The following is a 14,690-nucleotide window of genomic DNA, read 5'->3' as shown; positions in this document are numbered from 1 at the left end:
CATATATACTTCTTAGGGTTATTATAATTTTAATTCGTTACACTAAGGGCAAAGTAATAAAAAATTAAGCCCCTAAAATACTTAGGGGCTTAATTGCTCGGCAACGTCCTACTCTTGCAGGGGTAATACCCCAACTACCATCGGCGCTTAGAAGCTTAACTTCTGTGTTCGGGATGGGAACAGGTGTGACCTTCTTGCCATTGTTACCGAACCTATTTATTTTTAATAATGGATGGAGAATAGCGGGATCGAACCGCTGACCTCCTGCGTGCAAGGCAGGCGCTCTCCCAGCTGAGCTAATTCCCCATATCATGGTGGGCCTAAATGGACTCGAACCATCGACCTCACGCTTATCAGGCGTGCGCTCTAACCAGCTGAGCTATAGGCCCATTCAACAGGAATAATCTTATTTAATTAGGTATTACTCCTTCAAAACTGAACAACAAACAATCAACTTCATCTCCAAAGGAGATGTTCCGTAAATATCCTTAGAAAGGAGGTGATCCAGCCGCACCTTCCGATACGGCTACCTTGTTACGACTTCACCCCAATCATCTGTCCCACCTTAGGCGGCTGGCTCCTTGCGGTTACCCCACCGACTTCGGGTGTTACAAACTCTCGTGGTGTGACGGGCGGTGTGTACAAGACCCGGGAACGTATTCACCGCGGCATTCTGATCCGCGATTACTAGCGATTCCGGCTTCATGTAGGCGAGTTGCAGCCTACAATCCGAACTGAGAATGGTTTTATGGGATTGGCTAAACCTCGCGGTCTCGCAGCCCTTTGTACCATCCATTGTAGCACGTGTGTAGCCCAGGTCATAAGGGGCATGATGATTTGACGTCATCCCCACCTTCCTCCGGTTTGTCACCGGCAGTCTCCTTAGAGTGCCCAACTGAATGCTGGCAACTAAGGACAAGGGTTGCGCTCGTTGCGGGACTTAACCCAACATCTCACGACACGAGCTGACGACAACCATGCACCACCTGTCACTCTGTCCCCCGAAGGGGAAGGTCCTATCTCTAGGATTGTCAGAGGATGTCAAGACCTGGTAAGGTTCTTCGCGTTGCTTCGAATTAAACCACATGCTCCACCGCTTGTGCGGGTCCCCGTCAATTCCTTTGAGTTTCAGCCTTGCGGCCGTACTCCCCAGGCGGAGTGCTTAATGCGTTTGCTGCAGCACTAAAGGGCGGAAACCCTCTAACACTTAGCACTCATCGTTTACGGCGTGGACTACCAGGGTATCTAATCCTGTTTGCTCCCCACGCTTTCGCGCCTCAGCGTCAGTTACAGGCCAAAGAGTCGCCTTCGCCACTGGTGTTCCTCCACATCTCTACGCATTTCACCGCTACACGTGGAATTCCACTCTTCTCTCCTGCACTCAAGTCCCCCAGTTTCCAATGACCCTCCACGGTTGAGCCGTGGGCTTTCACATCAGACTTAAAGGACCGCCTGCGCGCGCTTTACGCCCAATAATTCCGGACAACGCTTGCCACCTACGTATTACCGCGGCTGCTGGCACGTAGTTAGCCGTGGCTTTCTGGTTAGGTACCGTCAAGGTACGAGCAGTTACTCTCGTACTTGTTCTTCCCTAACAACAGAGTTTTACGATCCGAAAACCTTCATCACTCACGCGGCGTTGCTCCGTCAGACTTTCGTCCATTGCGGAAGATTCCCTACTGCTGCCTCCCGTAGGAGTCTGGGCCGTGTCTCAGTCCCAGTGTGGCCGATCACCCTCTCAGGTCGGCTACGCATCGTTGCCTTGGTGAGCCATTACCTCACCAACTAGCTAATGCGCCGCGGGCCCATCTGTAAGTGACAGCTTACGCCGTCTTTTAGCTTACCAACATGAGTTGATAAGAATTATCCGGTATTAGCTCCGGTTTCCCGAAGTTATCCCAGTCTTACAGGCAGGTTGCCCACGTGTTACTCACCCGTCCGCCGCTAACTTTTGGGAGCAAGCTCCCGCAAGTTCGCTCGACTTGCATGTATTAGGCACGCCGCCAGCGTTCGTCCTGAGCCAGGATCAAACTCTCCAATAAAGTGTTTGAATAGCTCATAAAGTTTGTTACATATAGTAACTGAATTAACGTTGACGTTTGTTGTTCAGTTTTCAAAGAGCAATTATTTCATCGCTTAGAGGCGACTTTTATAATATAGCATTTAATAATAAGTATTGTCAACACCAAAAAGTTATTTTCATTAATAAACATTGTAATTGATTAGCTTATAATGCTTTATCAAATTTTAACAGGGTCATAAAAAGATAATCAAACCCTATTTTTATATAATTTCTTCTACATGCAATTCTCGATCTTTTTCTAAATTAATCATCTCACCGGTATCATATAGTTTTATTAGAGGACGAGTAGGAGATTTATCTGAGATAAATAAGATCTCTCCCAGCTGGCCATTTGAAAGTTTTACTTTACTACCCTTTGTAAAATTAATTAGGCCTGAACTCAATACCATTAAAGCCTGTACATCAAATTTTCCAAATTGGTCTTGGCGCATTAACTCCAATACTTTAAATGGTGACTGCTTTTTTCGATAGGTCCGTTCAGACGTCATTGCATGATATGTATCAGCGACTGCAATAATTTTTGCTACGTCTTGTATTTTATTATTTTTTAATCCCATTGGATATCCACTACCATCTAATCGTTCATGATGTTGAAATATAGCCACTTTTGTGCCTTCCTTTAGAGTGGAAATGTTTTGAACGAGTAAATAGCTATATTTTATATGATTCTTTACTTCTGAGAGCTCTTGGGCCGTTAGTGCTGCCTTTTTTTGTAATATTCCTGGTCTTACTTTAGCCATTCCGCAGTCAGCAAATAGACCAGCTAATGCCGTTTGTACAACCTCACCTTGAGAGTAGTTAAGCCCTTTAGCAATAAAGCCGGATAAGAGGCCTACCGCTAATGAGTGCTGATACAGATATTCTTCCTTTGTTGATAAATGATGTAAATAGAAAATTTCTGATGAGTTTACCAAGGACCTTTCTAATAAAGGTAAGAGGATCATTCTCAATTTAGAAATATCAATTGGTAAGCCAGACTGCCATAATAGAAAATGTTTTTTGAACTCCTTTGTGGCCTCCAAAAATAATGTAGGAAACTCATAGACCTCCAATCCTTGTGAAGAATCCTTATCAAGTAAAATGTTTGCAGGCTGAAAAGGCCCGCCTATAACAAGGGTCGGATTCACTTCTACACTCGTTTGCATGAACAATGTAAGAACTTCAATCAAATCATTCGTCAATACGGTATTTTTTTTCATAATAGGTCTACTTGTTTTATTATAAATATCTTCGGATAGAATACATCCTTCTATTAGCTCCGTTGTTTTTACGCGCATCTCTTTTTCACCCTCAAAGGAATATCATTAACTCCATTTTACTTCCAAATTGTGGACAACTTCAATAGATAATCGAGTAGGAGGAGGTGATTAACCTCCGACCTCTCACACCACCGTACGTACGGATCCGTATACGGCGGTTCAATTAAGATAATTGACGCAAGAATTCATAACGAGTTTGTAGACTTTTAAGCCCTTGGTTACTCCAATAGGAGTTATTGAGGGCTTTACTTAATATTGGGCTATTCGAGATACGCCAATAACCTTTCCGGCTATTTCCCCATTCATAAGCTTTCCATTCTGGAACACCTAGTTTTATAAGATTGCGTATCTTTGTTCTGGGGTTCTTCCAATTTTTCCATAAACACATGCGAAGCCTTCTTCGAACCCAACCATCTAATTCTCTGAAAACAGTTTTCGTATCAGCTAACGCAAAATATCCACACCACCCTATTAAATACTGGTTCAGTTTCTCAACCCGATATTCCATTGGGTAGGACATCTTTCTTGAAGTAAGTTTTCGTACTTTATTCTTCAATCTCTTTAGGCTGTCTTTTGCGATACGAACCTTTGGTTCCTTTGAACTCGTAAAGCTGAAGCCTAGAAACTTTCGTTTCCACGGACGGTCTATTGCTGATTTCTTTTCATTTACCTTCAGACGGAGCTTCTTCTCAATGAATCGTTGAATACTGTTCATTGTTCGTTCTCCTGCTCGTTTCGATTTAATGTAAATATTACAGTCATCTGCGTAGCGAACGAATTTATGTCCTCTGGCTTCTAACTCTTTATCTAGTTCATCTAGCACGATATTAGAAAGCAGTGGACTCAACGGTCCACCTTGTGGTGTACCTTGTTCCGCACTAGAAACCACTCCATTTATCAAGACACCAGCTTGTAAGTATTTACGGATGAGTTTCAATAGTGGTTTATCTTCGATTCTTTTCGCTAATGTGTTCATGAGTCTATCATGATTCACCTTATCAAAGAACTTCTCTAGGTCCATGTCTACTACCCATCTATATCCATCTTTGATATATCCCTTTGCTTTCCTAACTGCATCGTGGGCACTTCGGTTCGGACGAAAGCCGTAACTGTGTTCCGAGAACATCGGGTCATATATCTTCGATAATATTTGGGCAATTGCTTGTTGAATCAAACGGTCTGTCACAGTTGGGATGCCTAATAACCGAACACCGCCATCAGGTTTCGGGATTTCGACTCTTCGGACAGGCATTGGTTCATAGGTACCCTTGAGAATTGCCCCTCTAATAGAAACCCAATTTTCGACTAAGTGCTGACGTAGGTTTTGTACGGGCATCATATCTACTCCATGGCTTCCTTTATTCTGTTCTACTCGTTTCAATGCTAGAAGCATACTCTTCCGTGACAGGATTTGATTCAAAAGCATCGTTATTCTTCCTTCCGTGAATAGCTGTTCTTCTTATGCCAGTGGTCACTCCACCCTCCGAGAGGTCCCCCACGGAATTCACCGTTTCCTTCCTCAAGTGAGGTACTACGTTTTCTGTGTTCATCGTAACTCACTGAATGCCAAGGGCTATTCTTTCTTAATTGTTTAGTCCTTCCGAATCGTTCTAGACCGATTTGTACTATGACCTCAGCTGACTTCTGGTGGTTCAGCTGCTTATCACTAAGCAGGTTATGAAGGGTACTTCACATATCCATCAGACCTCCCCGGGTAAGAATGTAATCTTTCCTTCCATCTATCTGCTTCATTTACTCGATATTACCTTCGGCAGAAAGGACTTTGTCTTGTTATGCAGACTCATCCAATAATATCTAGCCTTATATGAAGTTCGTGTTCCTCAGACCGGAAGTTTGCCGCTCGCTTCCTTCAGATTCCGCGTCACCACAGACACCCTTGCGTTAAGCTAACCACTACTTCTGCCTTCATGGCTCGGGACTCTCACCCTAGAGATTACACCCATGCCGGGCGCACATACAAAAGAAGCGCTACAAAAGTAGCGCTTCTTTATCTATTCTTCATCATCTTCAGTCTGATTGTCTTGCTCTTTTTGCTCTACTTCTGAATTTGAATTTAGTTCTGAATTAGGTTCCGAATTAGGTTCCGAGCCTAGTTCTGATTCTGAATGATGATCTTCCGAATGACCATCAGATTCATCTAAATCCGACTCATCCATCTTCTCTTCCTTCTCTACCTTGGCAATGGTTGCGACACGCTCGTTTTCGCCTGAGTCAAGTCGAATCAGTCTTACCCCTTGTGTATTTCTGCCTAAAGAGGAAATATCATTTACGTCCATTCTAATTAGAACACCTCGAGTTGTAATAAGCATAATATCTTCTTCACCTTTTACAACCTTCATTCCAACAAGGGTTCCGGTCTTTTCTGTGACGTTACTTGTTTTAATCCCTTTACCGCCTCGGTTTTGTACACGGTATTCATGCTCAGGTGTACGTTTACCATATCCATTTTCAGTAACAATAAGGATTTCTGCACCCTCATCAAGTACTTCCATTCCAACTACTTCATCACTCTTATCGAGCGTTATGCCTTTAACCCCAGTTGCAGTTCTTCCCATAGAACGTACATCTGTTTCATGGAAACGAATTAAGAGACCATTTTTCGTTCCGATAATCATATCTTTCGTTCCATCTGTTAAGCGAACAGAGATTAACTCGTCATCTTCGCGTAAATTAACGGCAATTAATCCGCTGTTTCGGATATTTAAGAAAGAGGCAATTGGAGAACGTTTGGATATTCCATGCTTTGTTGTAAAGAATAAATACCAATCATCCTTGTATTCAGAGATCGGAATAATGGTATTGACCCATTCATCTTTTTCAATTCCTAACAAGTTAATAATCGGAAGCCCCTTTGATGTACGGCCATATTCAGGAATCTCATAACCCTTTGTACGATAGACTTTCCCTTTATTTGTAAAATATAGGACCGTGTCATGGGTAGACAATGTGATTAAATGCTCAACAAAATCATCTTCATTTGTCCCCATTCCTTGTATGCCTCGACCCCCACGTTTTTGAGAACGATAGGTTGAAGCTGGAAGTCGCTTAATATAACCATTATGAGTTAAGGTGATGACGATATTTTCTACAGGAATTAAATCCTCATCCTCAATATCTTCAAGACCACCTGAAACAATTTCCGTTCTTCTTTCATCATTGAATCGTTCTTTAATTTCCGTTAATTCCTCACGGATGATCTCAAGAACTTTTTCTTCATCTGCTAGGATTGCTTTTAACTCAGCGATTAATTTTACAAGTTCTTGATATTCTTCCTCAATTTTCTCTCTTTCCAAGCCTGTTAAACGTTGTAAACGCATATCTAAAATGGCTTGGGCTTGTTTTTCAGATAAATTGAAGTTGGTCATCAAACCTTCTCGTGCTTCGTCTGTCGTACGTGAGCTTCGAATTAAGGTAATAATCTCATCGATATGATCGAGAGCGATTCGCAACCCTTCTAAAATATGAGCCCTTGCCTCCGCTTTTCGTAACTCAAACTCGGTTCGTCTCCGAATAATTACCCTTTGGTGATCAAGGTAATGAACAAGACATTCTTTCAAGTTCAAGACCTTTGGTTCCCCGTTTACAAGGGCAAGCAAGTTAACTCCAAAAGTTGTCTGCATGGCTGTTTGTTTATAAAGATTATTTAGAATGACGTTGGCGTTAGCGTCCCTACGAACCTCTATGACAATCCGCATTCCACGACGATCGGACTCGTCACGTAAGTCTGTAATTCCATCAATTTTTTTCTCTCTCACGAGTTCAGCAATTCGTTCAATCAATTTTGCTTTATTTACCTGATAAGGGATCTCATGAACAATAATCGTTTCCCTACCATTTGATTTTGTTTCAATTTCAGCCTTTGCACGTAACTTGATGCTACCGCGACCTGTTTCGTATGCTTTTCTAATCCCGCTTCTTCCGAGAATTAACGCAGCTGTTGGAAAATCAGGGCCAGGAATGATTTCCATCAATTCTTCGATTGTTATTTCAGGGTCCTGACTGACGGCAAGAACGCCATCTATTACCTCACCTAACTGATGTGGTGGGATATTTGTAGCCATCCCAACCGCAATCCCTGACGAACCATTGACAAGCAAGTTTGGAAAACGCGATGGCAAAACGACCGGTTCCTTTTCTTCTCCATCATAGTTTGGTTGATAATCAATCGTATCCTTGTTAATATCTCTTAATAATTCCATTGAAATTTTGGACATCCGCGCTTCGGTATAACGCATCGCCGCCGCTGAGTCCCCATCAACAGACCCGAAGTTTCCATGGCCGTCGACAAGAATATAGCGCTGGTTAAAGTCTTGTGCCATCCTAACCATTGTTTCATATACCGCTTGGTCTCCATGGGGATGGTACTTACCAATGACGTCTCCGACAATACGGGCTGACTTTTTATGTGGTTTATCTGAGTGGATCCCAAGATCATGCATCGCATATAGCACACGTCGATGAACGGGTTTCAATCCATCCCGTACATCTGGAAGTGCACGGGAAACAATTACACTCATCGCATAATCTAAAAACGAGCTTCGCATTTCTTGGCTAATGTTAATTTCTTTAATATTAGACTGTGGATTATCAGCCATATTAAAACCTCCCTTATTGAAACGAACACATCGTTTCTGGGTACAACTTCATATTTCTGATCTAACTTATATATCTAAATTTTTCACATATAATGCGTTCTCTTCGATAAAATGGCGACGTGGCTCTACCTTTTCACCCATAAGCATTTCAAAGGTTTCGTCTGCCTCAATGGCGTCGTCTAGAGTTACTTGGAGAAGCGTTCGATTTTCAGGGTTCATCGTTGTTTCCCACAACTGCTCTGGGTTCATCTCCCCTAACCCTTTATATCGCTGAATGTTTGGTTTTGGTGTTGCTGGCAAAGCCGCCATAATCTCGTCTAATTGTTTTTCGTTGTAGGCATATTGAACTTTTTTCCCTTGTTGGACTTTATACAATGGCGGTTGGGCAATGTAAATATAGCCAGCCTCAATGATTTTTCTCATATATCGGTAAAAGAAGGTCAAGAGAAGAGTTCGGATATGAGCACCGTCAACATCAGCATCTGTCATGATAACGATTTTATGATATCTAGCTTTTGTAATATCAAAGTCTTCTCCGATTCCTGTACCGGCTGCCGTAATCATGGCTCTTACCTCATTGTTTGAAAGGATTCGATCGAGCCTTGCCTTTTCAACGTTTAAAATTTTCCCCCTTAAAGGCAGAATTGCTTGGAAATGTCTGTCTCGTCCTTGCTTTGCAGAACCACCCGCTGAATCTCCCTCAACGATATATATTTCACTAATGGAAGGATCCTTGGAAGAACAATCCGCTAATTTCCCGGGCAAACTTGATACTTCAAGAGCACTTTTTCTTCTTGTTAATTCACGAGCCTTTTTAGCGGCCATTCTCGCTCTTGCAGCCATAAGCCCCTTTTCAACAATTTTCCTACCGACTGAAGGGTTTTCAAATAAGAACTTTTCAAAGTGCTCAGCAAACAGGGAGTCTGTGATCGCACGGACCTCTGAATTGCCAAGTTTTGTCTTTGTTTGTCCTTCAAATTGTGGATCTGGATGCTTAATTGATACAATTGCGATTAAACCTTCCCTAACATCTTCTCCAGAAAGGTTCGTTTCGTTATCTTTAATCAGATTGCTCTTCCGGGCATAATCATTAATAACCCTTGTTAAGGCTGTTTTAAAGCCTGACTCGTGGGTACCACCTTCATGAGTATGGATATTGTTCGCATATGAATAAATGTAGCCTGTATAGCTGTCATTGTATTGCATGGAAACTTCTACTGCGATCCCATCTTTTTCGCCTTCAATGTAAATCGGTTCTTCATGAAGAACTTCTTTCGTTCTGTTCAGATGTTCTACATAAGACTTAATGCCACCTTCGTAATGGTATTCTGATCTCTTATTTTCCTCACGTTTATCCTCAATTGAAAGAAGTAGTCCTCGATTCAAGAAAGCTAATTCCCGAATTCTTACCGAAAGCGTTTCATAATCATAAGTGATTGTTTCTGTAAAAATCTCGGTATCTGGTTTAAATTGAATAATCGTACCTGTCTTATCCGTGTCGCCAATAACCTTTAAATCTTCGACAGGAACGCCTCTTTCAAATTTTTGATAATGAATATGACCTTCACGATGAACAGTTACTTCTAATTGGGAGGAAAGAGCATTAACAACGGAGGCACCTACACCATGTAATCCTCCAGATACTTTGTATCCTCCACCGCCAAATTTTCCTCCTGCATGAAGGACAGTCAATATCGTTTCAACAGCAGGACGGCCTGTTTTTTCCTGAATTCCAACAGGAATCCCTCGGCCATTATCTGTAACGGTAATGCTATTATCCTCTTCAATGATGACATTTATCTCCGTACAATAGCCTGCGAGAGCTTCATCAATACTATTGTCAACAATTTCCCATACTAAATGGTGAAGGCCTCTTGCACTTGTTGAACCAATATACATCCCGGGTCTCTTTCGAACTGCTTCTAGACCCTCTAACACTTGAATTTGATCGGCACCATATGTTTGTTCAGGAGAATTATTTTGCTCCATTGCCATATCAGTCACCCACACTTTCCTTTGACTTTCATAACGCCATTTATAAAAAGAACCATAAGCAACATGGTAAATGATTATTTATTAACAGAATTAACCATTAGCTATCTAGGCTCATTGTCTTCAGCAGAATCTATTCAAATAAAGACGGTTTTCCTAATCTCTTTTTTAATGTATTAGATGTGAAGGGGGAAAAATAAATATGATTATTTGTAATAATGATTGATTTGAACGTTCCTTTTGATTGGTGGACTGAATGATTTTCATACTGTTTTAAAAAATCATTCAGATCTGTTGATGATTCGATGCTCTTTTTATCAATAATGGCAACGATCTCTTTATCATGGATCAATTGTTCCACTCCAAAATCTAAATACACAATTTCACCTCACTGAACCTGTTCTAATGTACCATTTTTCACAAAAAATGTAGTTGCCCCCTTCAGTGTCTCGTGATTGATTCCGTCCACACTTGTTGTTGTTACAAAGGTTTGGACTTTGTCTTGAATGGTATTGAGTAAGTGGGACTGACGATGATCATCTAACTCAGATAGAACATCATCTAGTAGAAGGATAGGATATTCTCCAATTTCAGCATATATTAACTCAATTTCAGCAAGTTTAATTGATAGAGCTGTTGTTCTTTGTTGTCCTTGTGAACCATAAGTTTGAACTTCACGGTCATTGACATAAAATAATAGATCATCTCGTTGCGGACCAAATTGCGTACTTCCTCGTTCAATTTCCTTCTCTTTCATTTGACTATATTTATTTTCATAGATAGTAATCATTTTCGACAAATCTTGGTCTTCTGATACCTCTACAGATGGTTTATATCTAATTTTGAGCTCTTCTAGCTCGCGAGAAATGCCTTTATGGATAGGAAGTGCCCAGTTTTGCAGTAACTCGATAAACTCAAACCGCTTTGCAATGACTTTTACCGCTAATGCAATAAACTGCTCTGTTAAAATATCAAGCATCGTTTGATCCTTTTGCTGTTTAAGCTGCATTTGTTTTAAGTAGCGATTACGTTGTTGTATCACTTTATTTAATTGTCCGACATCGTATAAATAGACAGGAGAAATTTGCCCGATTTCCATATCAATAAAACGACGCCTTACTTGTGGACTGCCTTTTACAAGTGATAAATCTTCAGGAGCAAACATAACGACATTCATATTTCCAACATATTGACTAAGTTTTTTTTGCTCAATATGATTGAATTTTGCCTTTTTTCCCTTTTTTGAGATCAGGAGTTCGAGAGGGATGGATCCATTGTTTTTTTGTATTCTACCCTCTATTTTAGCATATTCCCGGTCCCATAAGATAAGTTCTTTATCATTTGATGTTCGATGAGACTTAGCCATTGCCAGTACATAGATCGATTCCATAATGTTGGTCTTCCCTTGAGCATTTTCACCAAGGAATACATTTACTTTATTTTCAAATGAAACCTGTAATTTTTCATAGTTTCGATAATCTTTTAGCTCTAGCTCTTTAATAAACATGATCTTCATCCTTTAATCCCGCTTTTTCTTGGTAGTCAACTGAACCAATGAAAAGGGGTTGCTATAGCAATTGACTAGTAATCACTACAGTTATGATAGATTGTATAAATTTCGTATCTGATTTTTACTCATTTCCAACAACAAGGTAGGAGCCATGCCCTTCTACTTCAACTTTGTCACCATTGCGAAGCTTTCTTCCTCGTCTTTGGTCTTGTTCCCCGTTAATAATAATTTCATACTCACTTAAAAACCACTTCGCCATTCCACCTGTAGAAATGATGTCAGCGATCTGTAAAAATTGGCCTAACGTAATGTACTCAGTACCAATGTTAATTTTTTTCATATTTTTTCACTCCGATTAGAAATGACATTCAATACTTTATTTTACTAAATTTATGAACTAGATACAAAGGAAATCAGAGCAGATCCCCTAAATTACCATTCTAATTGAAAAGCTACCGTAAAAAACGGCAGCTTTTAAGGATTTATATAACAAGAAAGTTATAAATTGTATGGTATTGTTTTTTTTATTTTTAATAAGTTCGAACAGGTAGGATTAATTGAAGGGTCGAATCATCGTGAATGGGATAAATAACGAATGGCCGCATAGCGCCAGTAAAGAGTATGTTAATTTCATTTCCTTCAATGGCCTTCAAAGCGTCCATCATATACTTTGCGCTAAATGAAATCTTTAATTCCTCTCCGCTAATAGAAATGCCTTTTAATTCTTCTATTACCTTCCCAACCTCTGGAGTATTAGAGGATATCTCGATCATATTGTCTCCGATTGTTGATAGTTTTACAACATTATTTCGTCCTTCTCTAGCCAATAAAGAGGCACGATCAATCGCTTGTAAAAATTCCTTCGTATGCAAGGTAATATCTGTTTTACTTTCATTCGGAATTAATCTCGACGTATCAGGATAATTTCCCTCCAATAACCTTGAGAAAAATAACAAATGTTTCGCCTTAAAAAGAACTTGATTTTGAGTAATAACGATTTCTACTGGTTCGTTATTATCAGCTAGAATTTTACTCAGCTCATTTAAACTTTTCCCAGGAATTACCACATTGTAGTTTGCCGGAGTCTCCATTTCGATTTTAGCTTTTCTTAAAGCCAAACGATGACTATCTGTTGCAATACAGTGTAATTCATTTTTTTCAACCTTCCAGTTTACACCTGTCAAGATCGGGCGTGTTTCTGAGGTGGACACTGCGAAAGAGGTCTGGCGAATCATGGCCTTAAGTAAATCAGTCGGAATCTTAAATACATTTTCAGCTTCAATTTGAGGCAATTGTGGATATTCCTCAGCATCAAGTCCAATTAAATCAAATTCAGAGTTGCCCGAACGAATGACGGTTTGTAAATGGTTTTGAACTTCAATTTCTACAAAGTCAGAAGGGAGTTTCTTGACCATCTCACTAAAAAAGCGGGCTTGTAATATAATGGCACCGGGTTGTTTAATTTCAACAATTTCTTTGTCATCTTCTTCTTTTGGAATAAAAGATTCAATCGATATATCTGAATCGCTACCTGTTAAGGTTACGCCTTCTTCAGTTGCAACAATTTTAATACCCGTTAGGATTGGAATCGTTGTTCTGCTTGTTACTGCCTTCATAACATCTTGAACACTTTGTACTAAGTGATCTCTTTGGATGATAAACCTCATTTCTGATCCTCCAATTTTGGATATATATATATTAATTATTTTTAATAAAAAATAGAAGTAATAGTAATAGGGCCTGTGAATTTGTGGATAACCATTACAAAAGACAATGAAATACAGGTTGTACACATGTGGATAAGCTGTGAATGGATCTGAAAAAGTTATACACAAGGTTGTTCATTTGTTAGTCTGCTAGACTAGTAAATCCACTATACGTATTTAGACCTTTAGTTCATCTTGAATGTCTTTTAACTCTCGTTGCAATTGAGTATCCGTTTGTAACATTTTAGATATTTTTTCATGAGCATGTATAACGGTTGTATGGTCCCGTCCACCAAATTCTTCCCCAATTTTTGGTAGGGATAGATCCGTTAATTCTCTTGATAGATACATAGCGATTTGCCTCGGAAATGCGATTGATTTTGTTCTCTTTTTCGCTTTGAAATCTTCCAATTTGATGTGGTAATGTTCACCAACCACTCGCTGAATGTCAGGAATCGTAATAATTTTTGGTTTAGAGCTAGGGATAATATTTTTTAAAGCTTCCGCTGCTAAATCTGCATTTATATCTTTGTTTACTAATGAAGAATAGGCGACAACTCGAATAAGAGCGCCTTCTAATTCACGAATGTTGGAATCAATTTGATTTGCAATATATAACATGACCTCATTTGGAATATCTAACCCGTCAGCCTTAGCCTTTTTGCGTAAAATAGCGATTCTCGTTTCTAAATCAGGCGGCGTTATGTCCGTGATTAGGCCCCATTCAAATCGTGAACGTAAACGCTCTTCCAAAGTAGGAATTTCCCTTGGTGGCCGGTCACTTGAGATCACAATTTGTTTGCTTTCCTCATGAAGAGTATTAAAAGTATGGAAAAATTCCTCTTGAGTCGATTCTTTTCCAGCTAAGAATTGAATATCATCTATTAAAAGGATATCTACGCTACGGTATTTGTTCCGAAATTCTTCAGCTGTGTTATCACGGATTGAGTTAATAAATTCATTTGTAAATTTCTCTGAAGAAAGATAGACCACTTTAGCTGATGGATTGTGTGATAGTACATAATGTCCGATCGCGTGCATTAAATGGGTTTTACCAAGACCAACACCACCATAGATAAATAGTGGATTATAAGCTTTGGCTGGTGCTTCTGCTACAGCTAATGATGCAGCATGGGCAAAGCGATTTCCCGAGCCGATGACAAAAGTATCAAATGTATTTTTTTTGTTTAACATATTCCCATGAAATTCCGCATGGTTTTCTTCTCTTTTTTGTATCTTTGGCGGTCCAGACACTTCACTTTTGCTGTCGGATTCACTTTGAGGAATGATGAATTTAACGCCAAACTCCTCTCCTGTAATTTCAAATAAAGCCCCTGAAATGAGCGGAGAGTAACGTTCCTCTAACCAATCTCTAGCAAATTCATTAGGAGCTGTGACAACTAAAGAATTTCCTTGAAGGGAATGAGCCTTAGTAGCTTTTAGCCAGGTATCAAAGCTTGGTTTACTAACCTTCTTCTCAACATTGGCCAAGATACTATTCCAAAGATCCTCAATATTTTCCAA

The 14,690-nt window shown here is 40.0% G+C and carries 9 protein-coding genes, 2 tRNA genes and 2 rRNA genes; all 13 read right to left on the bottom strand.

What is annotated here, in order from left to right:
• Positions 1-95 precede the first annotated feature (95 nt).
• Positions 96-211, bottom strand: a 5S ribosomal RNA gene (gene rrf, locus R4Z10_RS00065).
• A 22-nt stretch (positions 212-233) separates the two neighbouring features.
• Positions 234-306: transfer RNA gene (locus tag R4Z10_RS00060), tRNA-Ala, on the bottom strand.
• Between the two features lie 6 nt (positions 307-312).
• Positions 313-389 (bottom strand) — tRNA-Ile (locus R4Z10_RS00055).
• A gap of 103 nt (positions 390-492) precedes the next feature.
• Positions 493-2,042 (bottom strand): 16S ribosomal RNA (locus R4Z10_RS00050).
• A 241-nt stretch (positions 2,043-2,283) separates the two neighbouring features.
• Positions 2,284-3,360 carry an HD-GYP domain-containing protein gene (locus R4Z10_RS00045; protein ID WP_338471240.1) on the bottom strand — a complete coding sequence of 359 codons (1,077 nt, stop codon included), beginning with the start codon at positions 3,358-3,360 and terminating at the stop codon, positions 2,284-2,286.
• 145 nt (positions 3,361-3,505) lie between these two features.
• On the bottom strand, positions 3,506-4,768 hold the full coding sequence (gene ltrA / locus R4Z10_RS00040) for a group II intron reverse transcriptase/maturase (protein WP_338471239.1): 1,263 nt from the start codon (positions 4,766-4,768) through the stop codon (positions 3,506-3,508).
• 586 nt (positions 4,769-5,354) lie between these two features.
• Positions 5,355-7,958, bottom strand: a complete 2,604-nt coding sequence (gene gyrA, locus R4Z10_RS00035) for a DNA gyrase subunit A (RefSeq protein ID WP_338471238.1) — start codon at positions 7,956-7,958, stop codon at positions 5,355-5,357.
• A gap of 66 nt (positions 7,959-8,024) precedes the next feature.
• The gene (gene gyrB, locus R4Z10_RS00030) at positions 8,025-9,953 is read right to left on the bottom strand and encodes a DNA topoisomerase (ATP-hydrolyzing) subunit B (protein WP_338473300.1); all 1,929 of its coding nucleotides are present in this window, start codon (positions 9,951-9,953) and stop codon (positions 8,025-8,027) included.
• A gap of 130 nt (positions 9,954-10,083) precedes the next feature.
• On the bottom strand, positions 10,084-10,329 hold the full coding sequence (locus R4Z10_RS00025) for an extracellular matrix/biofilm biosynthesis regulator RemA family protein (RefSeq protein WP_338471237.1): 246 nt from the start codon (positions 10,327-10,329) through the stop codon (positions 10,084-10,086).
• Positions 10,330-10,338: 9 nt separating this feature from the next.
• Positions 10,339-11,457 (bottom strand): DNA replication/repair protein RecF, encoded by a 1,119-nt coding sequence (gene recF / locus R4Z10_RS00020; RefSeq protein ID WP_338471236.1) that lies wholly within the window; start codon positions 11,455-11,457, stop codon positions 10,339-10,341.
• A gap of 124 nt (positions 11,458-11,581) precedes the next feature.
• Positions 11,582-11,800 (bottom strand): S4 domain-containing protein YaaA, encoded by a 219-nt coding sequence (gene yaaA, locus R4Z10_RS00015; protein ID WP_338471235.1) that lies wholly within the window; start codon positions 11,798-11,800, stop codon positions 11,582-11,584.
• A gap of 190 nt (positions 11,801-11,990) precedes the next feature.
• Positions 11,991-13,127: a DNA polymerase III subunit beta gene (gene dnaN / locus R4Z10_RS00010; protein WP_338471234.1), complete on the bottom strand. Its 1,137-nt coding sequence runs from the start codon at positions 13,125-13,127 to the stop codon at positions 11,991-11,993.
• A 216-nt stretch (positions 13,128-13,343) separates the two neighbouring features.
• Positions 13,344-14,690 carry a chromosomal replication initiator protein DnaA gene (gene dnaA, locus R4Z10_RS00005; protein ID WP_338471233.1) on the bottom strand — a complete coding sequence of 449 codons (1,347 nt, stop codon included), beginning with the start codon at positions 14,688-14,690 and terminating at the stop codon, positions 13,344-13,346.

This window comes from Niallia sp. XMNu-256 (genome assembly GCF_036670015.1).
Lineage (GTDB): Bacteria > Bacillota > Bacilli > Bacillales > Cytobacillaceae > Bacillus_BD.
This window is presented reverse-complemented; position numbering and strand designations above follow the sequence as displayed.